The sequence below is a fragment of the Burkholderia pulmonis genome (assembly GCF_984667975.1).
Map to the genome: position 1 here is coordinate 1782786 of NZ_OZ480187.1, position 22932 is coordinate 1805717.

18 protein-coding genes are annotated in these 22932 nt (G+C 67.4%); 12 read left to right on the forward strand and 6 right to left on the reverse strand.

The window, feature by feature from the left end:
• Positions 1 to 78: 78 nt before the first annotated feature.
• Positions 79 to 1437 carry an MFS transporter gene (locus AC5LXK_RS24765; protein WP_493391325.1) on the reverse strand — a complete coding sequence of 453 codons (1359 nt, stop codon included), beginning with the start codon at positions 1435 to 1437 and terminating at the stop codon, positions 79 to 81.
• A gap of 182 nt (positions 1438 to 1619) precedes the next feature.
• Positions 1620 to 2579, reverse strand: a complete 960-nt coding sequence (locus tag AC5LXK_RS24770; protein ID WP_174992242.1) for an MBL fold metallo-hydrolase — start codon at positions 2577 to 2579, stop codon at positions 1620 to 1622.
• 177 nt (positions 2580 to 2756) lie between these two features.
• On the opposite strand from AC5LXK_RS24770, the gene AC5LXK_RS24775 reads away from it, so the two are divergent.
• Both AC5LXK_RS24775 and AC5LXK_RS24780 read left to right on the forward strand, forming a co-directional pair.
• Entirely contained in the window at positions 2757 to 4406 is a 1650-nt protein-coding gene (locus AC5LXK_RS24775) for an IclR family transcriptional regulator (RefSeq protein WP_493391326.1), read from the forward strand.
• A gap of 230 nt (positions 4407 to 4636) precedes the next feature.
• The gene (locus tag AC5LXK_RS24780; protein ID WP_176045293.1) at positions 4637 to 4780 is read left to right on the forward strand and encodes a hypothetical protein; all 144 of its coding nucleotides are present in this window, start codon (positions 4637 to 4639) and stop codon (positions 4778 to 4780) included.
• Positions 4781 to 4849: 69 nt separating this feature from the next.
• Here the strand turns inward: AC5LXK_RS24780 and AC5LXK_RS24785 are convergent, their stop codons facing one another.
• The 3 genes from AC5LXK_RS24785 to AC5LXK_RS24795 form a co-directional block, all read right to left on the reverse strand.
• On the reverse strand, positions 4850 to 5515 hold the full coding sequence (locus tag AC5LXK_RS24785) for a GntR family transcriptional regulator (protein WP_493391327.1): 666 nt from the start codon (positions 5513 to 5515) through the stop codon (positions 4850 to 4852).
• A 60-nt stretch (positions 5516 to 5575) separates the two neighbouring features.
• Positions 5576 to 6049: a hypothetical protein gene (locus tag AC5LXK_RS24790; RefSeq protein ID WP_493391328.1), complete on the reverse strand. Its 474-nt coding sequence runs from the start codon at positions 6047 to 6049 to the stop codon at positions 5576 to 5578.
• 96 nt (positions 6050 to 6145) lie between these two features.
• Positions 6146 to 6628, reverse strand: coding sequence for an Lrp/AsnC family transcriptional regulator (locus AC5LXK_RS24795; protein WP_493391329.1), 483 nt, complete (start codon positions 6626 to 6628; stop codon positions 6146 to 6148).
• A gap of 285 nt (positions 6629 to 6913) precedes the next feature.
• Here AC5LXK_RS24795 and AC5LXK_RS24800 point away from each other — a divergent pair, with 285 nt between their 5' ends.
• The 4 genes from AC5LXK_RS24800 (at position 6914) to AC5LXK_RS24815 (ending at position 11508) form a co-directional block, all read left to right on the forward strand.
• A complete protein-coding gene (locus AC5LXK_RS24800; protein ID WP_493391330.1) occupies positions 6914 to 7570 on the forward strand; it encodes a LysE family translocator in 657 nt (218 codons plus the stop codon).
• Between the two features lie 121 nt (positions 7571 to 7691).
• Entirely contained in the window at positions 7692 to 8867 is a 1176-nt protein-coding gene (gene kch / locus AC5LXK_RS24805) for a voltage-gated potassium channel protein (RefSeq protein WP_493391331.1), read from the forward strand.
• Positions 8868 to 8928: 61 nt separating this feature from the next.
• Positions 8929 to 9360 carry a YqaA family protein gene (locus tag AC5LXK_RS24810; RefSeq protein ID WP_493391332.1) on the forward strand — a complete coding sequence of 144 codons (432 nt, stop codon included), beginning with the start codon at positions 8929 to 8931 and terminating at the stop codon, positions 9358 to 9360.
• 156 nt (positions 9361 to 9516) lie between these two features.
• Positions 9517 to 11508, forward strand: coding sequence for a methyl-accepting chemotaxis protein (locus tag AC5LXK_RS24815; RefSeq protein ID WP_493391333.1), 1992 nt, complete (start codon positions 9517 to 9519; stop codon positions 11506 to 11508).
• A gap of 37 nt (positions 11509 to 11545) precedes the next feature.
• Here AC5LXK_RS24815 and AC5LXK_RS24820 read toward each other — a convergent pair whose 3' ends face one another.
• Positions 11546 to 13198 (reverse strand): acyl-CoA synthetase, encoded by a 1653-nt coding sequence (locus AC5LXK_RS24820; RefSeq protein ID WP_493391334.1) that lies wholly within the window; start codon positions 13196 to 13198, stop codon positions 11546 to 11548.
• 168 nt (positions 13199 to 13366) lie between these two features.
• Between AC5LXK_RS24820 and AC5LXK_RS24825 the strand changes: the two genes are divergently transcribed.
• The 6 genes from AC5LXK_RS24825 (at position 13367) to AC5LXK_RS24850 (ending at position 22931) form a co-directional block, all read left to right on the forward strand.
• Entirely contained in the window at positions 13367 to 14134 is a 768-nt protein-coding gene (locus AC5LXK_RS24825) for a Crp/Fnr family transcriptional regulator (RefSeq protein ID WP_493391335.1), read from the forward strand.
• Positions 14135 to 14244: 110 nt separating this feature from the next.
• Positions 14245 to 15963, forward strand: a complete 1719-nt coding sequence (locus AC5LXK_RS24830) for an AAA family ATPase (protein WP_493391336.1) — start codon at positions 14245 to 14247, stop codon at positions 15961 to 15963.
• Positions 15960 to 16832: an HNH endonuclease gene (locus tag AC5LXK_RS24835; RefSeq protein ID WP_493391337.1), complete on the forward strand. Its 873-nt coding sequence runs from the start codon at positions 15960 to 15962 to the stop codon at positions 16830 to 16832. The genes AC5LXK_RS24830 and AC5LXK_RS24835 overlap by 4 nt, the downstream gene beginning before the upstream one ends.
• Before the next feature lie 154 nt (positions 16833 to 16986).
• Positions 16987 to 20154, forward strand: a complete 3168-nt coding sequence (locus AC5LXK_RS24840; RefSeq protein ID WP_493391338.1) for an efflux RND transporter permease subunit — start codon at positions 16987 to 16989, stop codon at positions 20152 to 20154.
• Positions 20155 to 20190: 36 nt separating this feature from the next.
• Complete coding sequence (locus AC5LXK_RS24845; RefSeq protein ID WP_493391339.1) at positions 20191 to 21420, forward strand: efflux RND transporter periplasmic adaptor subunit; 1230 nt, start codon at positions 20191 to 20193, stop codon at positions 21418 to 21420.
• Between the two features lie 5 nt (positions 21421 to 21425).
• On the forward strand, positions 21426 to 22931 hold the full coding sequence (locus AC5LXK_RS24850) for an efflux transporter outer membrane subunit (protein ID WP_493394050.1): 1506 nt from the start codon (positions 21426 to 21428) through the stop codon (positions 22929 to 22931).
• Position 22932 lies beyond the last annotated feature (1 nt).

Sequence of the window (22932 nt, forward strand, 5' to 3'; positions counted from 1 at the left end):
TCCTCGATGGATTCGGATGCGGACGGACATGAAGCACCGGTCGCCGCCGCCCGCGGGCGGCACCCGGCCCTGGCGCGCTCAGCCGCGCTGCGCGGCTTCGCCCTTCACGCCGAACATCAGCGCGGCGCCGCTCGCCACCAGCAGCGCGGCCAGCAGGTACACGGCGAGATCCATGCTGCCCGTGCGCGTGCGGATCATCCCGATCACCCACGGGCTGACGATGCCGCTCGTGATCCCGATGCTGCTGATCAGCGCGATCCCGGCCGCTGCCGCGTTGCCCGACAGGTAGCGGGTCGGCACGGCCCAGAAGATCGGCAGTGCGGCGAAGATCAGCGTCGCCGCGATCGACAGGCACGCGAGCATCGCCGCGAAGCTGTGCAGGTGCAGCGTCAGCGCCGCGAGCGCGAGGCCGCCGCCGATCGTGCAGCACGCGAAGTGCTTGCGACGCTCGCCGGTGCGGTCCGAGCGCCGCGCGATCAGCACCAGCCCCACCGCGCCGACCGCGTTCGGCACGACCGTATAGAGGCTCACCGCGACGACGTCGGTCACGCCGAAGTCGCGGATCATCAGCGGCATCCAGAAATTGAGCGTCAGCGACGCGCAGGTCAGCGAGAAATAGATGAACGCGAACAGGTACACGCGCGGATTCGCGAGCGCCGCCATCACGCTGCGTCCGTCGTGCGCATTGCCGTGCGCGCGGCCGTCGGTGCACAGCGCGGCGACGCGCGCCTTTTCGTCGGAGGTGAGCCACGCGGCGTCCTGCGGCCGGTCGACGAGGAACGTGAACGCGGCGAACGCGAGCAGGATCGCCGGCGCGCCTTCGATCACGAACATCCATTGCCAGCCGTACAGCCCCATCACGCCGCTCATGTCGCGCATGATCCAGCCCGACATCAGGCCGCCGAGCACGCCGGCCACCGCGACGCCCGCGAAGAACACCGAGATGGCCGCCGCGCGCCGGTTCGCCGGGAACCAGTAGGTCAGGTACAGCACGATGCCGGGGAAGAAGCCGGCCTCGAACACGCCGAGCAAAAAGCGCAGCACGTAGAAATGCGACGGCTGCGACACGAACATCATCCCGGTCGACGCGAGGCCCCACAGCAGCATGATCCGCGTGAACGTGCGGCGCGCGCCGAAGCGGGCGAGCAGCATGTTGCTCGGCACTTCGCAGAACACGTAGCCGACGTAGAACACCGCCGCGCCGAGCCCGTACATCGCATCGCTGAAACCGAGATCGTGCTTCATCTGCAACTGCGCGAAGCCGATGTTGATGCGGTCGAGAAACGACACGACGTAACAGAGGAACAGGAACGGGACGATCCGCCACGCGATCTTGCGGAACAGCAGCGCGTCGCTGGATTCGGATACGGATGCGGAAGGCGGCGCCGAAGCACTCGCGTGCGCGAGCGTCGCTTCGGCGGGAAGCGATTGGGGCATGTCTCTCTCCAAACGGGCTGCGCGATTCGAGCGCGCAGCAGTCTCCGAGGGCGTGCATGCGCCCTGCTTTCTTGTGAGACCGGATACGGCTGCCGGCGCCGCGGCGCCAGGCCGCCGCGGATACCGCAGCCTTCAGGGAAACGGCGACGCGGTTACTTGAGCACCCCGCCGCCGTGTGCCGCTCAGTCCTGCAGCGCGGCCCACATGTCCTTGTCGCGCTGCGCGGTCCAGATGCGCGGATGCGCGATGCCGCTCGCTTCGTCGAACGCGCGCGACACGTCGAACGGCAAACAGTGCTCGTAGATGAACACGTGGCCGAACTTCGGATCCATCGCTTCGCGCGTGAGCGCCATCGCCGCCTTCAGGTCGAGATTGCGCTCGACGGCCTTGCGGCCCTGCGCAAGCAGCGTCGTGACGAAATCCTTCGTGTAGTCGAGGCCCTTGTCGACCTCGGCCGGATTCAGCAGCGCGGGGCCGCGGCCCGGCACGAGCTTCTCGGCGCCGAGCGCGCGCAGCGCCTCGAGCGTGGCCGGCCACTGTTCGAGCTGCGCGTCGCCGCAGTAGCACGCGGCGTCGTATTCGACGAGGTCGCCCGAGAACAGCACCTTCTGCGACGGCAGCCACACGATCGTGTCGCCCTTCGTGTGGCCCGAGCCGACGTGCATGATCTTCACTTCGAGCTTGCCGAGGAACAGCGTGATCTCGCGTTCGAACACGAGCGTCGGCCAGGTCAGGCCCGGCACCGTCTCGACGCCGGCGAACAGGCGCGGGAACCGCTCGATCTCCGACTTCATGTCGGCCTCGCCGCGCTCGACGATCATCTCGTACGTACCGCGGCTCGCGATCACCTGCTGCGCGCCTTCGTCGAAATACGCCGATGCGCCGAGCACGCGCACCGCGTGGTAATGCGACAGCACCACATGCTTGATCGGCTTGTCGGTCACGCTGCGGATCTTCGCGATCAGGTCCTGCGCCATCGCGGGCGTCGCGGTCGTATCGACGATCAGCACGCTGTCGTCGCCGATGATCACGCCCGAGTTCGGGTCGCCTTCGGCGGTATACGCGTACGCGTTCTCGGACAGCTTCGTCCAGGTGACTTTCTTCTCTTCCAGATCGGCTTGGGAGGCGAATGCTTTGGCCATGTCGTGTTCCGTGGCGGCGAGCCATGTGTTGAGGGGAGTGAGCGGATCATCTGTCCGCACCGAATATTTGTCAATGACAAATATGCTTGCTATTGTTTAATACGGGTATACCTGCGGGCTGGCGCGAAAAATGGCGTCGGATACCATGCGGGGTTTCGTCAACGGAAGATGCATCGCGTGCAGAACCACGAAGTCAGCGCAGACGACGCGCCGCCCAAGGCGCAGCGCGGGATCCAGAGTGTCGAGGTCGGCGGCCGGCTGCTCGACGCGCTCGCGCGCCGGCGCAAGCCGCTCGGGCTGTCCGAGCTGGCCGCGGCGGCCGACCTGTCGACCGCTCAGGCGCATACCTATCTCGTCAGCCTGACGCGGCTCGCGCTCGTGAAGCGCGATGCGCTCACCGGCAACTACGAACCGGGGCCGCTGTCGCTGCGGCTCGGGCTGATGTCGATCGAGCGCCAGCCGGCCTACCGAGCGACGCTGCCGCACGCGGTGCGACTCGCGGAAGCCGTCGGCCTGAGCGTCGCGCTATCGGTGCCGGGCGCGCTCGGCCCGACGATCGTGCGCATCGAGCACGGCGGCTATCCGTTGCACGTGAACCTGCATGTCGGCTCGGTGATGTCGCTCGATACCACGGCCACCGGCCGCGTGTTCCGCGCGTTCGGCGATCCGGCACAGCTCGATGCGATGGCGGCGAGCCAGGCCGGCGCGGGCGATACGCTCGCGGGCGCCGATGGGCCACACGCCGCGCCGGACGCCGACGCGCAACCCGTCGCACTCGACGCGATCCGCGCGCGCGGCCTCGAACGCAGCATCGACCGGCCGAGCCCCGGCGTCAGCGCGATGTGCGTACCGGTATTCGACGCGACCGGGCGCCTGCAGCTCGCGTTGACGGTGATCGGTTCGACCGGGTCGATCGACGTCGACTGGGACGGCCCGATCGCATCGGCATTGCGCGATGCGGCGCGGCAGGCCACCGCATCGCTCGGTGCGGAACGCGCTGAACTGCCGCCCGCGCCTGTGACGGGCACCCCGCGCGTGCCGCCTGCACTCGCCGACGACGCGAAGGCGCAGCGCGGGATCAATGCGCTCGACAGCACCGGCGAGCTGCTGCTCGCGCTGGTGTCGGCGGGCCGCGCGCTGCCGCTGCGGGATCTCGCGACGGCGGCCGGCATGCCGGCCGCGAAGGCGTTTCCGCACCTGGTCAGCCTGCAGAAGATCGGCCTGCTGAGCCGCGACGACGCGGGCTGCTTCGACGGCGGCCCGCTCGCGCAGGCGCTCGGCCTGATCGCGATGCAGCGCGTATCGCCGACCCGCGACGCGGAAGCCGAGATCGTCGCACTGGCCGGTGCGACCGACATGAGCGTGGCGGCCGCGACGCTCGGGCCCCTCGGCCCGACCGTGATCCGCCTCGAAGAATCGGCACGGCCGCAGCACGTGAGCCTGCAGGTCGGCACCGTGATGTCGCTCGTCAATACGGCGATCGGCCGGATCTTCGCGTCCGGCATGTCCGACGACGTGCTGGCCGATCTGCTCGGCAACGAGCCCGTGCGCCTCGCAGGCGCGCACGCCGCGCCGGACGACACCGCCTTCCGCGCGCGGCTTGCGGCAATCCGCGCGGACGAACTCGATTTCGCGTTCGACGCACCCGTGCCCGGCATCGGCACGGTCGCCGCGCCCGTGTTCGATCACACCGGCAGCATCCGGCTCGTGATCGCGATCATCGGGTCGTCGCGCGGCTTCCCGCGCGGGCCGGACAGTGACCTTGCACAAACGCTGCTCGCCGCGACGCGGCGGCTGTCCTGGCGGTTCGGGTGGATCGGGCAATAATCGCGCCCTTTTTCCCCGACGCTCAAATCACCTCTCTTTCTCCCCGCGAGGCCGTGCCGGCACGGCCTCGCGATGCCCGTCCGTCACGCAAACACGGCCGATATCCATGTTGCGTGGCAGCAACATAGATTGTCAGTAATTCTCATATAACGAAATCGCATTTCACAGGACGGTGACGTTTCGCTATGATTAGGGTTATCCCTAACTTGCCACCTATATGGGGCTTCGTCATGCAAACGTCTAATGTCTCCAACCGTTCCACCGAATCCACTGGCTGGCTCGCACGTGTGAGCGAGCTGCTTGCAGAAGCGTGGGCGCTCCACCTCGAGAACTGCGAAGTCATCGCTGAAGCACACGCGCGCCTGCCGCGCTGAGGCGTGCCGATGCGAGGTGCGGCCTGTCGCGTAGCAGAACGGCCGCGCCAGCATCATCGATGAACGCGCCTACTCCGGCTGCGCCGCCAGAAACCGCACGATGATCTGCCCGGTCTCGCGGATATGCGCATCGAGAAATGCGAGCACGTCGGCCGCGTCGCCGACGCGGCAGCGCTTCAGCAATTCGCGGTGATTCAGCTCGGGGCTTGAATCGCGCTCGAGCGCGCGCCATGCGACCCGCGCATACCGGGTCAGGTTCAGGCGCACCGAATCGACGGAAGCGAGGAAGAACGGCTTGCCGGCCTTCGCGTAGAGCCGATGGTGAAACGCCTCGTTGAGCCTGAGCTGTTCCGTGCTGTCCGGATTCGGGCCCAGCGCCTCCGTCTCGCGCAGGATCGCTTCCAGCGCGAGAAAATCGTCGTCGGCCAGCAGCGGCAGCGCCCACGCCATCAGCCGGCCTTCGATCAGCGCCCGGTACTCGACCAGTTCCTCGACCGCCTCGATCCGCAGCTCGGATACCTGGACGCCGCGATTCGGCAGCAGCACGGCCAGCCCCTCGTTCACCAGATGGCGCAGCGCTTCGCGCACGGGAATCTGGCTGACGCCGAAGCGCTGAGCGAGTTCTTCCTGCCTCAACGGCGTGCCCGGTGGAATGTGTGCGCCGGCGATATCCGCCTGCAATATCCGGAAAATCTTCAATGCTGCCGGAATGACCTCGACACGCTGAGTCGACATAGAATCCTGTCATCAAGAATGCGGAAAACGGGCTTGCGCCGAAGCCGCCAACGCTACCATTCAGCGGTCCTCGTGCGCGTGTCGCACGGGCCGGGCCGCGAAATAATGTTTCAGCCAGCTCCCGATCCGGCTCGCGCGCGACACCCGGCGCGGCAACACCAGCAGCACGCGCGCACGGTGCGGTGTCGCGCAGCGGATCGATACCGTTCCGGCCGCGCCATGAGCATAGCGCTCGCCATCGGTCACGCGAACCTGCAGATCGGGAGGCGCCTGTCCCAACCAGTCGATGTCACGCATCGGCGCGGCGAGCCGAACCTCCCCCTCGGCGACAACGACCGCCGCCCCGCGCGGCAGGTACACCGTCCACACCTGGCCCGGCTGCAACAGCGTGCCGAACCCGCCAATACCGTCGTTCTCCATGCTTGCCTCGCTTTCAACCGGCGCCGATGCGTGCGGGATCAGGGCTGACACCCGATCCGGAAGGCGTCGAATCACCGAAGACCCGGGACGACCGGTGATGCCATGACGGATCATTGCCGGCCACTCTGATTAGATATTATATCCAATCATACAAAACGCAAAACACTCCGTGTCCGGTCTCGACCGGCGCCCGCCCCGGCCGCCGGTCGCCTACACCTGAATCGACGGCACGTCCTTCATGCACCGCAGCGCAAACATCGAGCGGCTGTGGCGGATGCTCGAAATCTTGTACAGCTTTTCGCGCAGGAAGCGTTCGTAGCCGGCCGTGCCGTCCACCGCGACCTTGATCCAGTAGTCGTACTCGCCCGACACCAGGTATGCCTCGAGCACCTCGGGCAGTGCCGCCAGTTCCTCGCCGAAGCGGGCGAGCGCGTCGTCTTCGTGGCGATCGAGCGTGACCTCGAGGATCACGATGTCCGCGTAGCCGAGCTTCCGCTGGTTGACGAGCGCGACATAGCCGTCGATATAGCCGTCGACTTCAAGCTGCCGCGTGCGATTCCAGCACGCGGTGGTCGACATGCCGATCTGTTCGGCCAGTTCGGCGTTCGACAGGCGCGCATTTTTCTGCAGTGCCCCGAGGATCTTGCGGTCCTGACTGTCGAGCGTTTTCGGCGTGCGTTCGCGGGTAGCCATGATGAGAAGAATCTTCTACTGAAAAGACGCATTCTATCTGAACGACATTCCGGATTTGCGTCGGTTTGAGTGGAAATCCGGAAGCCTTTTAATCCGGCCCCTTGATATATTTTCCCCATGCCTGCTGCCCGGCACGCTCCCCGCGACAACCCCTTCGCACCGGGACGCACGGCCGCAATCACAAGTTGCGGTGCCGGGCGGCAGGCATGCGATTCCTCGCCGCCCGCACGCCTATCCGACCGCGTGCGGGGCCGGTGCCTGCGGCCCTGTTCCTGCACTTCCGTCATGTCGTTCAAGCTTTATCTGTCGTTCCTCGCCGCTTCCGTCGTCCTGATCTACGCCCCCGGTCCCGTCAACCTGCTCACGATGAACCAGGCGCTGCGCGCCGGCTGGCGCCGCGCGCTGCCGTGCGTATGGGGCGGCACGCTCGCCGTGCTGCTGCAACTCGCGCTAACCGCGCTGTGCCTGAATTCGCTCGTCCACCTCGATGAACATGCGCTGACCGTGCTGCGCTGGGCAGGCGCCGCGTATCTCGTGTGGCTCGGCGCCAGGCAATGGCTGAGCCGCGCACCGGCCGGCGCGCCCGCCACACCGGCCGACGCCGGAACCGGAACGGCGCTCGCCGCGCCGGACACCGACACCGGACGCGCGCTGTTCTGGCGCGGCGTCGCAACCTCCGGCCTGAATCCGAAAACGCTGCTGTTCTTTCCGTCGTTCTTCCCGCAGTTCATCAGCCCGGCTGCCGACTGGAGCCTGAACGTTCAATACCTGCTGCTTGCCGCGACCTTCGCGCTGCTGTTCGCGGGCGGCGTCGCGTCGATGGCGCTGTTCTCGCACCGGCTGAGCCGTGCGTTGCAGCGCCCGGCGCGGATGCGCGCGATGAACCGCGTGACGGGCGGGCTGCTCGTCGGGATGGGCGCGATCATGGTCGGCTGGAACTGAAAGGCGGGGCCCGCCGGCTTCGTCGCGGCTGCCGCCAGGCCCCGCGAAAAAGCAGCCGATCGCCGAATGCTTTAGGGTAGCGGCTGGTTCGTTGGACATGCCCGGCCCGCCGGGCGACTGAATGAAGCACGTCACTACCCGCCTGCGGCGCCTGTTCGCGCCCGTCGGCCTGCACTGGTATCTCGCCCTCCTCCTCGCGCTCGATGCGCTCATGGTGCTGCGCCCCGTCGTCGAGCATGCCAGGCTCGGCCTGCATCACGCGTGGCTCGCCGACGCGCTGAACCTCGTCGACAACGCGGGGCTCGTCGTGCTGCCGCAAGTGGTCGTCGCGGCCGGCCTCGCGACGATGGCCATCGGCATCGTGCTGCGCGCCCGCGTCGCGTGGGTACTGTCGATCGTGCTGCTGGTCGCGGCCGCCGCGATCAGCGTGCTCGGCGGCTATCAAAGCCACGCCGTGTTCGTCTACACAGCCGTGCTGGTCGTCGCGCTGCTCTATTACTGGCGGCACTTCGACCGCGCAAGCGTCGCCGCGAGCAGCCTGTTCGCGTTGCTGAGCATCGTGTCGCTGCTGATCTACGCCACCTTCGGCGTGCTGTATCTCGGCGACGAATTCACGCCGCCCGTCCACGATCTCGCCACCGCCGTCTATTTCTCGATCGTGTCGATGTCGACGGTCGGCTACGGCGACATCGTCCCGCACGCGCCGACCGCACGCCTGTTCACCGCGTCGGTGATCGTGCTCGGCATCACGGTGTTCGCGACGTCGATCAGCGCGGTCGTCGGCCCCGTGATCGGCGGCAATCTGAAACGGATCGTCAAGGGAGGCCTTTCGAACGTGATCCGCAAGCATCATTTCCTGATCGTCGGCGCGACGCCGGTTGCGCACGCGGTACACGACGGGCTGCGCAAGCGCGGCTACGCGGTGACCGTCGTCGTGCCGGCCGGTGTCGAGCACAACTACGCGGCCGCAACCGACCTGATCGTCGGCGATGCGACCGACCACGCGGTGCTGGAAAGCGCCGGCGCCGCGACCGCGCGCGCGGTGCTGGCGCTGCGCTCCGACGACGCCGAAAACGCGTTCATCATCCTCGCGATCCGCGAGATCGCGCCGACGGTGCGTACGGTCGCGCTCGTGAACCAGCAGCGCAACCTCGAACGGCTGCGCCTGCTGAAGCCCGACATGGTGTTCTCGCCGCAGCAGCTCGCCGGCGAATTGCTCGCCAGCACGCTCAACGACGAACCGGTCGACAAGTCCGTGATCTCGCACCTGCTGTTCGGCACGGCCGACGCCACCTAGCGCCCTGCGCCCGTGACCGTATGACCCGGGCCGCCCCGCGCGCGGCCGGTACAATCGCGCGATGTCCGAATTGCTCACTTACGGCGGCCTGTTCGCCGTGTCGATGGTCGCCGCGACCCTGTTTCCGCTCCAGTCCGAAGCCGTGCTCGCCGGCTTGTTGCTCGCCGGGCGCGAACCCGTGTGGGCGCTGGTGCTCGTCGCGAGCATCGGCAATGTTGCCGGCTCGGTGATCAACTGGGCGCTCGGGCGCGGCATCGAGCACTTCCGCGAGCGTCGCTGGTTTCCGGTCAAGCCGGCCATGCTCGCGCGCGCCGAGCGCTGGTATGCGCGCTACGGCCGCTGGTCGCTGCTGCTCAGCTGGGCGCCGGTGATCGGCGATCCGCTGACGATGATCGCAGGCGTGCTGCGCGAGCCGCTGCCGACCTTTCTCGTGATCGTCACGATCGCGAAGGTCGGCCGCTATCTGGTGATTGCGTGGCTCGTGGTGCACTGACTCGCCCTTTCCCGTCGCCCGCCGGCCCGACCAGCACGCCTGCCCGGGCCGCCGTCGACGACGCGCCCTAAAGAAATCGCCGAAGTTGCCGTATTAACGGGACCCAAGCGGTGACGCGTGCGTTCCGCCCCTCTCCCTCCCCACTCAGGATGTTTCATGAGACTGACCCAATTGGGCCGGGTGAGCGTCGGCGCGCGTCTTGCCGCGCTGGCGTGCGCGCTGGTCGCCCTGCTGTTTACCGTGTTCGCGTGGACGCTCGCCCATTTCGCCGGCGAGCAGCTCGCCGAAGAGGCGCATAGCCGGATCGTCGACAAGGAGCAATCGATCCGCGCGATGGTCGACCTGTTCGACAAGGCGCTGACGGCCGAAGCCGACCGCTCGATGTCGCTGTTCGCGAGCTTCCTGCCGACCGATTTCTCGCTCGACCCGACGCATACCGTCGATATCGGCGGCGTCGCCGCACCGACCCTCAACGCGGGCGGCCAGCCGCTCGACCTCGATTACGCGATTCCCGACCAGTTCCTGAAGAAAAGCGGCGCGATCGCGACGATCTTCGCGCGCGACGGCGACGATTTCGTGCGCATCACGACGTCGCTGAAGAAGCAGGACGGCGCGCGCGCGGTCGGCACGAAGCTCGACCGTGCCGGCCCCGCCTACGGGCCGCTCGTCGCGGGGCGCAGCTACACGGGCCTCGCGAAACTGTTCGGCCGGCCGTACATCACGCAATACAAGCCGGTGACCGATGCGACCGGCCGTGTGATCGGCGCGCTGTTCGTCGGCCTCGACATCGGCACCGAACTCAAGCTCGTCGAAGACGGCATCCGTTCGCTGAAGATCGGCGACAACGGCTACTACTTCGTGCTCGATGCGTCGCAGGGCCCGTCGCGCGGTACCTTCGTCGTCCATCCCGATGCGGCCGGCCAGCCTGCCGACGAGGCGCGCGCGCCCTATGCGCAGATGCTCGCCGCCAGCCAGGGCCGACTCGCGTACACGTCGACCGACCCGGCCGCGCACGACGGCCGGCCGACCGCGAAATTCGTGTCGTTCATGACGATTCCGCAGTGGCAATGGCTCGTCGGCGGCATCGCGCTCGACGACGAGCTGCTCGCCACCATGCGCGCCACCCGCAACCGCTTCCTGATGATCGGCGCCGTGCTCGTCGCGGCGTTCGCGACCCTGTTCGTCATCGTCGTGCGCCGCGTCGTGAGCCGGCCGCTCGAGGCAGCCGCACGCGCGTCCGAGCGCTTTGCGGCCGGCGACCTGAGCGTGCGCATCCGCGACGGCGCGGGCGCGCACGGCAACGCAGGCAACGCAGGCAACGACGAGATCGGCCGGCTCGTGCAGGCGGTCGACGGGATCGGCGACGGCCTCGCGCGCATCGTCGCGCAGGTGCGCAACAGCTCGGCCGACATCGAACACGGCACGGTCGATATCGCGGCCGGCAGCGGCAACATCGCCGCGCGGATCGCGACGCAGGCGAGCAGCGTCGAGCAGACGGCCGCGAGCATGGAACAGATCACCGCCGCCGTTCAGCAAAACGCCGAACATGCGGCGCAGGCCAATGCGCTGGTGGCGGACGCGTCGGCCGCCGCGACGAACGGCGACGCCGCGGTGCAGCGCGTGGTGGCGACGATGGACGACATCGGCCGTGCGACGCGCCGGATCGCAGAAATCACCGGCGCGATCGAAGGCATCGCGTTCCAGACCAACATCCTGGCGCTGAACGCGGCCGTCGAGGCTGCCCGCGCGGGCGAACACGGCAAGGGCTTCGCGGTGGTCGCGGCCGAAGTGCGCGCGCTCGCGCAGCGCAGCGCGGCCGCGGTGAAGGAAATCGACGTGCTGAGCACCGAATCGGCGACGACCGTCGAACAGGGTTACCGGATCGCGGACGCCGCGCGCGGCACGATGCGCGACATCGTCGCGCGGGTCGAGCAGGTCCGTACGCTGATCGGCGAGATCAGCGCCGCGTCGCGCGAGCAATCGACCGGCATCGAGCAGGTGAACCTGGCCGTCACGCAGATCGGCGAAGCGACACAGCAGAACGCGATGCTGATCTCGGATGCCGAACGCGCGGCCGTCGCGCTGCGCGACCAGGCCGCGCAGCTGTCGGATGCGGTCAGCGTGTTCCGGCTCGAACGCGACGCGTAACGGGCGACGGACGATCGGCCACGGCCGGGCGCCGCGCTTATTTCTTGTCGCCCGCCAGGTCGATCGCCTTGTCGGAACCGACCGCATTGCGCAACTGGAACTTCTGGATCTTGCCGGTGGACGTCTTCGGCAGCTCGCCGAAACGCACGGCCTTCGGCACCTTGAAGCCCGCGAGCAGTTGCCGGCAGTGCGCGACGATCTCCTCCTCGGTCGCGCTCGCGCCTTCGCGCAGCTCGACGAACGCGCACGGCACTTCGCCCCATTTCGGGTCGGGCATCGCGACGACGGCCGCCACGGCAACGGCCGGATGCCGGTACAGCGCGTCCTCGACCTCGATGCTCGAGATGTTCTCGCCGCCCGAGATGATGATGTCCTTCTTGCGATCCTTGATCCGGATATAGCCGTCCGGCATCAGCACCGCGAGATCGCCGGTATGGAACCAGCCGCCGTGGAACGCGTCGTCGGTCGCCTTCGGGTTCTTCAGGTAGCCCTTCATGCAGATGTTGCCGCGGAACATGATCTCGCCGAGCGTCTCGCCGTCGGCCGGCACCGGCGCCATCGTGTCGGGATCGAGCACCGTCGCACCCGCTTCGAGGTGGTAGCGCACGCCCTGGCGCGCATTGAGCCGCGCGCGGTCTTCGTCGGACAGCGCCTCCCAGTGCGACTGCTTCGCGCAGACGGTGGCCGGGCCGTAGACCTCGGTCAGCCCGTACACGTGCAGCAGGTCGAAGCCGATCTCCTTCATCTTCGCGATCACCGCCGGCGCAGGCGCCGCGCCGGCGACCATCGCGTGCACCGTATGGTCGATCCCTTCGCGGAATTCGGCCGGCGCGTTCGCGATCGCGCTCTGCACGATCGGCGCGCCGCAGTAGTGCGTGATGCGTTCGCGGCGGATCAGCTCGAACACGGTCTTCGCGTCGAACCTGCGCAGGCACACGTTCACGCCCGCGCGCGCCGCGACGGCCCACGGAAAACACCAGCCGTTGCAGTGGAACATCGGCAGCGTCCACAGATACACCGCGTGCTTCGGCATGTCCCATTCGAGGAGGTTGCTGACCGCCGCGAGATACGCGCCGCGATGGTGATAGACGACACCTTTCGGGTCGCCGGTCGTGCCCGACGTGTAGTTCAGCGCGATCGCATCCCATTCGTCGGCCGGCGGCGTCCATGCATAGTCGGCGTCGCCGCCGGCCAGGAACGCTTCATAGTCGGTCGCGCCCGCGAAACGGTCGGGATCGGCCGGCATCGCGTCGGCCACGCTGACGATCTTCAGGCCTGGCACCTCGAGCGCCGCGCGATGCGCGAGCTCCGCGTATTCGGTGTCGACGATCAGCACCTTCGCCTCGCCATGACGCAGCATGAACAGCACCGACGGCACGTCGAGGCGCGTGTTGATCGTGTTGAGCACCGCGCCGGCCATCGGTACGCCGAAGTGCGCCTCGACCATCGCCGGGATGTTCGGCAGCATCGCCGCGACCGTGTCGCCGCGCGCGACGCCGGCCCGCGCGAGCGCGCTCGCCAGCTGCTTCGCGCGCGTGTACGTCTCGCCCCACGTGCGCCGCACGTCGCCGTGCACGATCGCGAGGCGCTCGCCGTAGACTTCGGCGGTCCGGACCAGGAAATCGATCGGGGTGAGCGGCACGTAATTCGCGTCGCGGCGGCCGAGCCCGGCCTCGAACATCTGCGTCATGATCCTGTCTCCCGTGTTCTGCCGACCCGCATGCATGCACCCCGGATCGTTTTGATGTGGTTCAATTGCCGACAGCCTAACGGGCGCTATTGTGAGCCGTCTGTCATCGAAACGACAGAGTGCCTTTCGAGCGCTGCGCGTTATCCCTATCCTCGCAAACCCGCACCCATGCACGACCACCCCGTTGCGCCGCCCGATGCGGCTGCCATCCCTGCTGAGCCGTCGGCCGATACGCCGTTTGAACCGGGCCCGTTGCCGGCGTTGCCAACGCTGTTCGGGCAGTGCGCGTGGTTCCGTGCGCTCGCGCCCGAGCACCAGGCGCTGGTGCTCGCGCAGTCGCGCGCCGAGCAGCGCGAGGCCGGCGACGTGATCGCGCAGCGCCTCGCACCGTCCGAATACTGGATCGGCGTGCATCGGGGGTTGCTGAAGCTCGCGATCTTCAACGCGTCGGGGCGCGGCTGCACGTTTTCCGGCGTGCCGTCGGGCGGCTGGTTCGGCGAAGGCAGCGTGATCAAGCGCGAGCTGCGCAAATATGAAGTCGTCGCGGTCCAGCGCTCGACCGTGCTGTTCGTGCCGGTCGACACGTTCCACGCGCTGCTCGACACGAGCCTGCCGTTCACGCGCTTCGTGATCCACCAGTTGAACAACCGGATGGGCGAATTCATCGCGTCGATCCAGAACAGCCGGCTGCTGGACGTCGACGCGCGCGTCGCGCAGGCGCTCGCGCAGCTCTTCAATCCCGACCTGTACCCGGACACCGGCCCGTCGCTGCCGATCTCCCAGGAGGAGCTGGGCATGCTCGTCGGCGTGTCGCGACAGCGGATCAACCAGGCGCTGCAGCAGCTCGAGAAGCGCGGCGTGCTGCGGCTCGCGTACAACCAGATCGAAGTCGTCGACCTGACCGCGCTGTCGCGCGTCGGGCTGGAACAGCTCTGAGCGGTGCGGGGCGTCCCGACCGCAACGCCGCACCGGGAAGAGGCGCTCAATTTCCAGCGTGGATTGCCGTTAATACCGGGTGATCGTCCTCCCGCCCTCTTTCCACGACCATGCGATTCTTCTACTCCGAGCGCTTCGACTTCGACGGCCTCGACGGGTTTCATCTGCTGCAGGATCACGTCGAGACGTACTATTCGAAGCCGTGGGACGACCACGACTACATCGTGACATTCCAGATCCACCGCGTGAGCGGCGGCAAGCGGCAGAGCTTCGGCATGGCCAAGGTGCTGGCCAGGGGCTCGCAGGACACGTCGAAGTATTTCCTCGAATGCGGCCAAAAGACGGGCAACAGCTACGACATCACCGACGCGCTGAAGCCGTCGATGGTGGTGTCGCTGGCGAGCGACATCGACTACTACCAGCGGCTGCACAAGGCGCTGGGCTCCCGCGACGCAATGCGCTACCTGCGTGGAATCTGCGACGCCAGCTACCTCCACGATCACTTCGCGGTCTACAGCGAGTGGCCTGGCTTCTCGAGTTCGCTGTTCCGCAACGGCTCGGCCGCGAAGACGATCCTCGACAAGGGCAAGCAGATCGCGCTTGGCCGCCACGAACGGGAAAAGACCTTCAGCATCACGCTCAACGACCTGCCGGACACGTTCGACCCGCTCACCTTCCACTTCAGCAACGACGACAACGACCGCCTGCTCGGCGTCAGCAACATCAACCTGCTGATCGGCAGCAACGGCGTCGGCAAGAGCCACGTCCTGCGGCACATCGTCGACGTCATCGCCGGCGTCCAGCCGATCCGCGACAGCTGGCCGTATTTCTACAAGGCCGTCGTCACCGGCTATTCACCGTTCGAAAACTTCGACACGAAGAAGGCGCTGCTCGACCGGCTGCGCGCGCGCGACGCGACGGAAGCGTCGCCTGCGGCCGGGGCCGGCGAATCCGGCGAATCCGGCGGTGCCGGCGATTCCGACGAGCCGGTGCAGCTGCATATCAACGAATACGCATACATCGGCTTCCGGAACGACGAGAACGCGTTCTCGCTGACCTGGCCGATGTCGCACAGCGCGCGCTCGATTCTGAAGATCCTGCAGTACGACCGCGAGAACTTCTGGTGGACGAAGGAGAGCCGCTTCGCCCACCTGTTCGATACGCTGAAGCTGTCGATCGACTTCGACACGCTCGCGCTGACGATGCGCGACGGCACGCCGATCATGCTCGCGCGGGACGACGGTCCGACCCGCAAGGACATCGACACGCGCGAATTCCCGATCGACGTCGAACGCGGCTTCTCGTTCGTGAAGGACGGGCGAACCCTCGAACTGAGTTCGGGCCAGCGCATGTATTCGTACATGCTGCCGTGCCTGGCCGCCGAGGTCGAGGACGAAAGCCTGCTGATCATCGACGAGCCCGAGCTGTACCTGCATCCGACGATGGAGGTGAACCTGATCAACATGCTGAAGCACCTGCTGGCCGCGCGGAAGTCCTACGCGATCATCGCGACGCACTCGTCGGTCATGGCGCGGGAGATCCGGCACGATGCGGTGACGATCCTGCGGCAAGAACATGGCCACACACATGCATCGCCGCCCGGATTCGAAACGTTCGGCGAATCGGTCGACAAGATCATCGGCCGCGCATTCGACGATTACCGGATCAGGAAACCCTACGAGGAAACGCTCGACCGGGCCATCGAAACCTACGATTCGATCGACCAGGCGCTCGAGGCGATCGCGCCGCGGGTCGGCAACGAGGCGCTGGCTTACGTGGCGGCAAGCTTTGCGAAGCACGACGAAATCCGGATCGAGGTGCGCGAATGAAGCATCTCTCGCACATGCGCACGCCCGGCGACGACGGCTGGATGGGGCTCGCGCTCACCTGCGACAAGGACGACGTCGACACGCTGCGCACGTACGCGTGGCACCTGGTCCAGCGCTACCCGGATTACGACGGACACATCGCCAGCCCGGCCACGCGCCCGGCCGCCAGTGCCTTCGCGCACCTGAAGGACCTGATGACGGCGTACTACCACAGCGCGCCGGCGGAACTCAAAAGGCGCCTGCTGGCGCGCCGGCACGATCATGGCCTGCTGGAGTGTCCGTATTGCGGCTCCCCCGGCAAACCGGATACGCTGGATCACTTCATGCCGGAGAGCGAATGGCCGGAATTCGCGATCCATCCGAACAATCTCGTGCCGCAATGCGGCGAATGCGCCCCTATCAAGGGAAAACGCTACTACTGCGACACCCGGAACGACGCACTCTTCCTGCACCCGATCTACCACGACATGCTGGCGCAGCTGGCCTTCGGGATCGACATCGCGATGAAACGGGACATGCCGGATTTCACGATCACCTTTACCGTGCTGAAATCGCTCGACGCCGCCGCCAAAAAGCGACTGGGCACGCATATCGAAACGCTCCGGCTACGGGAACGGATCGTGCTGTTCTGCCATCGGGAATGCGGCGAATGGAAAAACCAGATTGCCGACAACCGTTTCGACATCGAAAAGACGCTGCGTGCCCGTCTCGCCGTCTATCCTGCGTTCAACACCGGCGCCGCGCCCAACTGGCAGGCGGCGTTCTACCAGGCCGCGCTGGCCAATCGCGCATTTCTCACGCATCTGGAACGCTTCGCACCGCCGACGGCCCCCGCACCCGTGTCTGCCGCCGAGACGCTGGCCTGCTGAAACCGATGCGTGCGACCACAACCGACCGGGAATACCCTCGATCGCCCCAACCTGACAATTCCGCCAGTTTCGCGACAGTAACCCGTTCCACGCCGACGCCTATCATTCGGGTTCCCATCATCTACGCCTGATCACCGCCTGTCCCGCTGCCTCCATGTGGATCGTCAATCTCGCGCTCAAGCGCCCCTACACGTTCATCGTCATGGCCATCATGATCGTGCTGGCCACGCCGCTTGCGCTGATGCGCACGCCGGTCGACGTGCTGCCCGCGATCAACATCCCCGTGATCAGCGTGATCTGGAATTACAACGGCTTCTCCGCGTCGGAGATGACCAACCGGATCACGTCCGTCCATGAACGGATCCTGACCACGACCGTCAACAACATCCAGCACGTCGAATCGACGTCGCTGCCCGGCATCGCGGTCGTGAAGGTGTTCCTGCAGCCGGGCGCGAACGTGCAGACGGCGATCGCGCAGACGGTCTCGTCCGCGCAGGCGATCGTACGGCAGATGCCCCAGGGCGCGACGCCGCCGCTCGTGATCACCTATTCGGCGTCGAGCATCCCGGTGATCCAGCTCGGGCTGTCCAGCAAGACGCTCAGCGAACAGTCGCTCGCCGACATCGCGCTCAACTTCCTGCGTCCGCAGCTGATCACGGTTCCGGGCGTGCAGATCCCGTTCCCGTACGGCGGCCGCACGCGCGTGGTCGCGATCGACCTCGATCCGCAGGCGCTGCTCGCGAAGGGCCTCACGCCGGCCGACATCGTCAACTCGATCAACGCGCAGAACCTCGTGCTGCCCACCGGCACCGCGAAGATGGGCCAGACCGAATACCGGATCGACACGAACGCGTCGGCCGATACGATCGCCGACATCAAGGACCTGCCGATCCAGACCGTCAACGGCGCGACGACCTACCTGCGCGAGGTGGCGTCGGTACGCGACGGCTTCGCGCCGCAGACCAACGTCGTGCGCCAGAACGGCCAGCGCGGCGTGCTCATCTCGATCCTGAAAAGCGGCGACGCGTCGACGCTCAAGGTCGTGTCCGACCTGAAGGCGCTGCTGCCGAAGGTGATCCCGACGCTGCCCGAAGGGCTCACGATCACGCCGTTGTTCGACCAGTCGGTATTCGTCGACGCGGCCGTCCAGGGCGTGATCCACGAAGCGCTGATCGCGGCCGTGCTGACCGCGATGATGATCCTGCTGTTCCTCGGCAACTGGCGCAGCACGCTGATCATCGCGATCTCGATCCCGCTGTCGATCTTCACGTCGCTGATCGCGCTGTCCGCGCTCGGCGAAACCATCAACATCATGACGCTCGGCGGGCTCGCGCTCGCGGTCGGGATCCTGGTGGACGATGCGACCGTGACGATCGAGAACATCGAGCGGCACCTGCATCTCGGCACGAACCTGCACGACGCGATCCTCGACGGCGCCGGCGAGATCGCGGTGCCCGCGTTCGTGTCGACGCTGTGCATCTGTATCGTGTTCGTGCCGATGTTCTTCCTGACGGGCGTCGCACGCTTCCTGTTCGTGCCGCTCGCGGAAGCCGTCGTGTTCGCGATGCTCGCATCGTACGTGCTGTCGCGCACGCTGGTGCCGACGCTCGCGATGCTGCTGTTCCGCCCGCAACAGGCAAGCACCGGGCCCGACCATTCGACGTCGCGTTTCGCGCGCATTCATCACGCGTTCAACGACGCGTTCGAGCGGCTGCGCGCGTGGTACATCGTGCTGCTCAGCATCCTGCTCGTGCGCCGCCGCTTCTACGCGATGTGCTTCCTCGGCTTCTGCGTGCTGTCGACGGGCCTGGTATTCGTGCTCGGCCGCGACTTCTTCCCGAACGCCGATTCCGGCAACATCCGGCTGCACATGCGCGCACCGACCGGCTACCGGATCGAGGAAACCGCGCGCCTCGCCGACCAGGTCGAGCGCGTGATCCGCGAAACCGTGCCGCCCGACGAGCTCGGCGCGATCGTCGACAACCTCGGCCTGCCGGTGAGCGGCATCAACCTGTCGTACAGCAACGCCGGCACGATCGGCTCGCTCGACGGCGAGCTGCTGATCGCGCTGAAGCCCGGCCACCGCGCGACCCAGCATTACGTGCAGACGCTGCGCGCGCTGCTGCCGCAGCGCTTCCCGGGCATCGAATTCTTCTTCCAGCCGTCGGACATCATCACGCAGATCCTCAACTTCGGCCAACCGGCGGCCATCGACGTGCAGGTGCTCGGCAACGATCTCGCGAGTAACATGACTATCGCGAGCAGCCTGATGAAAAAGTTCAGGCAAATCCCCGGCGCCGTCGACGTGCACGTGCTGCAACGCAACGACGAGCCGACCCTGCTGGCCGACATGGACCGTACGCGCATGCAGCAGCTCAATCTCTCGGCGCAGAACGTCGCGCAGAACATGCTGATCTCGCTGTCCGGCAGTTCGCAGACGACGCCGTCGTTCTGGATCAACCCGCGCACCGGCGTGCAGTACCCGCTGCAGATCCAGACCCCGCAATACAACATCTCGTCGGTCGACGACCTGCTCGGCACGCCGATCTCGGCCAGCGGCCGCACGGGCACGCCGCTACAGCTGCTCGGCAACCTGGTGCAGATGCGCAGCGTCTCCAGCCCGGCCGTGATCACGCACTACAACATCCGCCCGGCGATCGACGTCTATGTGAGCGTCGAGGGGCGCGACCTCGGCGCGGTCGCGGGCGAAATCGACCGCATCGTGTCCGACGCGCGCGCGACGCTGCCGCGCGGCACCGACCTGACGATGCGCGGCCAGATCGAGACGATGCGCACGTCGTATATCGGCCTCGGCGCGGGTGTCGCCATGGCGATCGTGCTCGTCTACCTGCTGATCGTCGTCAATTTCCAGTCGTGGCTCGACCCGCTGATCATCATCAGCGCGATGCCGGCCGCGCTCGCCGGCATCGTGTGGATGCTGTTCATCACCGGCACGCACCTGAGCGTGCCGGCGCTGACGGGCGCGATCATGACGGTCGGCGTGGCCACCGCGAACAGCATTCTCGTCGTGTCGTTCGCGCGCCAGCGCCTCGCGGCCGGCGCGCCGCCGCTCACGGCCGCGCTGGAAGCCGGCGCGACGCGGATCCGGCCGGTGCTGATGACGGCGCTCGCGATGATCATCGGGATGGTGCCGATGGCGCTTGGTCTCGGCGAAGGCGCCGAGCAGAATGCGCCGCTCGGCCGCGCGGTGATCGGCGGGCTGCTGTTCGCGACCGTTTCGACCTTGCTGTTCGTGCCGCTCGTGTTCGGCGGTGTGCATTCACGGCTGGCCCGCCGGCGCGCGCGCCAGGCCGGACACTGACTTTCGTCCCACTACCCGGTTGAATTGGTTGAATTCATGGAAGAGAAACATCACAGCTCCGTCGGCATCCAGGTGGACGAACGCGGCATGCACCTGCCGACGCGTACGTCGGTATCGCGACGCGGACGCATCGTCCTGATCGTGATCGGCGTGCTGCTGGCCGCCGGCGCCGCACGCACGGTCGTCGTCAACGTGCTGAACCGCAACCGGCTCGACGCGGTCGCCGAGCAGAACACGCGCCAGTACGTGAACGTCGTGCATCCGGTCGACGCGGCCACCGGCGGCAAGCTGACGCTGCCCGGTACGCTGCGCGGCTTCGTCGAGGCGCCGATCTACGCGCGGGCGAGCGGCTACGTGCTGCGCTGGCAGGCGGACATCGGCGCGCACGTGAAGCAGGGGCAGACGCTCGCCGAGCTCGACACGCCCGAGCTGAACCAGGAGCTCGCGCAGGCCACTGCCCAGCGTCAGCAGGCACAGGCCGCGCTCGCGCTCGCGAAGACGTCGTTCGACCGCGCGCAGCAGCTGCGCCAGCGCGATGCCGTGTCGCAGCAGGAACTCGACGACCGGCAAGGCGCGTTCAACCAGGGCACCGCGAACCTCGCCGCGGCCGATGCGAACATGCGCCGGCTGACCGAGCTGAAGGGCTTTCAGCGAATCGTCGCGCCCATCGACGGGATCGTCACGCAGCGCAACGTCGACGTCGGCGATCTCGTCAATTCGGGCAACGCGGGCCGCTCGCTGTTCACGGTCGTGCAGGCCGACCGGCTGCGCCTCTACGTGCAGGTGCCGCAGGCGTACGCGCAGCAGGTGAAGGTCGGCCAGCACGTCAGCATCGCGCAGGCCGAACTGGCGGGCCGGACCTTCGACGGGACGATCACCCGGACATCCGAGGCGATCGACGTCGCGACGCGCTCGCTGCAGATCGAGATCACGCTGCCGAACCCGGACGGCAAGCTGCTGCCCGGCGCGTACGTGCAGGCAACGCTGCCGATGACGCCGATCGGCCGCCTGCAGGTGCCGGCCAGTACGCTGCTGTTCCGCGCCGAAGGCCCGACGGTCGCGACCGTCGATGCGAACGGCCAGGTTCACCTGAAGCAGGTGACGGTCGTGCGCACGATCGGCCAGACGCTCGAAGTCGACGGGCCGATCACGCCGAACGACCGCCTCGTCGAGAATCCGAGCGATGCGCTCGCGAACGGCGACCAGGTCGTCGTGCAGGCGCCGGCACCGCAACCGGCCTCTTCCGCCGCGGGAGCGAAGTCGTGATCGCGATGTACGCCCGCATGCGGCCTGTAACCGTTGCCGCCGTCGTCGCGGCAGCGGCCCTCGCCGGCTGCACCGTCGGCCCGGACTACCGGCGTCCGGCCGTCGATACGCCGGCCGCGTGGCGGCTCGACCCGGCCGATGCGTACTGGCACCCGGCCGAGCCGGCCCGTGCACCGCTCGATCCGGCCTGGTGGACGGCATTCGGCGACGCGCAGCTCGACGCGCTGGAAACCGACGCACTGCGCAACAACCAGAACCTGAAGGCGGTAGCTGCACGCTACGACCAGGCAAAGGCGACGCTCGCGTCGGTCGCATCCGCACAATATCCAGCCGTCGGCCTGAACGCGAGCGGCCAGCGCTTCAAGATTTCCGCCGACCGGCCGCAGACCAACTACGCGACGTTGAATGCGTCGACCGTGCAGAACGACGTTCAGGTCGGCGCCGCCGTCAGCTACGAGCTCGACCTGTTCGGCCGCGTGCGGCGCAGCGTCGAATCCGCGCAGGCAACCACCGAGCAGGCGCACGACGATTTCGCGAACGCGCGCCTCGTGCTGACCGCCGATCTCGCATCGAGCTATTTCGCGCTGCGCGAGCTCGACAGCGAAATCGACGTCGTCAATCGCTCGATCGACCTGCAGCAGAAGGCGCTCGATTACGTGAGCGCGCGCCACGATCTCGGCGCGGTGTCGGGCCTCGATCTGCTGCAGCAGCGCTCGCAGCTCGACGCGACACGCACGCAGGCGCAGTTGCTGATCCAGCAGCGCGCGCAGGTCGAAACCGCGATCGCGACGCTGGTCGGCACGCCGGCCCCCACCTTCTCGCTGCCGCCGCGCGTGGTGCCGATCAATGCGCCCACGCTGCCGACCGGCATGCCGAGCGACCTGCTGCAGCGCCGCCCCGACGTCGCGTCGGCCGAGCGCGCGATGGCCGCCGCGAACGCGCAGATCGGCGTCGCGCGAGCCGCGTATTTCCCGCGCATCATGCTGTCGCCGGACATCGGCTGGGACGCGACGCGCTTCGCAGGCCTGTTCAGCGTGCCGGCGCTGCTGTGGTCGGTCGGCGGGTCGCTCAGCCAGCCGCTGTTCGAAGGCGGCAAGCTGAAGGCCGGCGTCGATTTCGCGCAGGCCGGCTACGTCGCCGCGCAGGCCAGCTACCGGCAGACCGTGCTCACCGCGTTCCAGGAGGTGCAAAATGCGGTGACGGGGCTGTCGGTCCTCGCCGAAGCCGCGCAGCAGGCCTCGGCGGCCGTCGACGACGCGCGCAAGCTCGTCTCGCTCGCGCAGGATCGTTACGCGGGCGGCCTGACGCCGTTCATCGACGTGCTGACGGCCCAGCAGCAACTGCTGACGAGCGAGCGCCAGGCCGTGCAGATCCAGGGCCAGCGCGCGGCGCTCGTCGTGTTTCTCGCGAAGGCGCTCGGCGGCGGCTGGGACGGCAGCGCGACGAACGGCCCCGCGCCGTCCGACGTCGCGGCGGCGGCCCCGCAGCGCACCGCGAGCGTCGGTCCTTAAC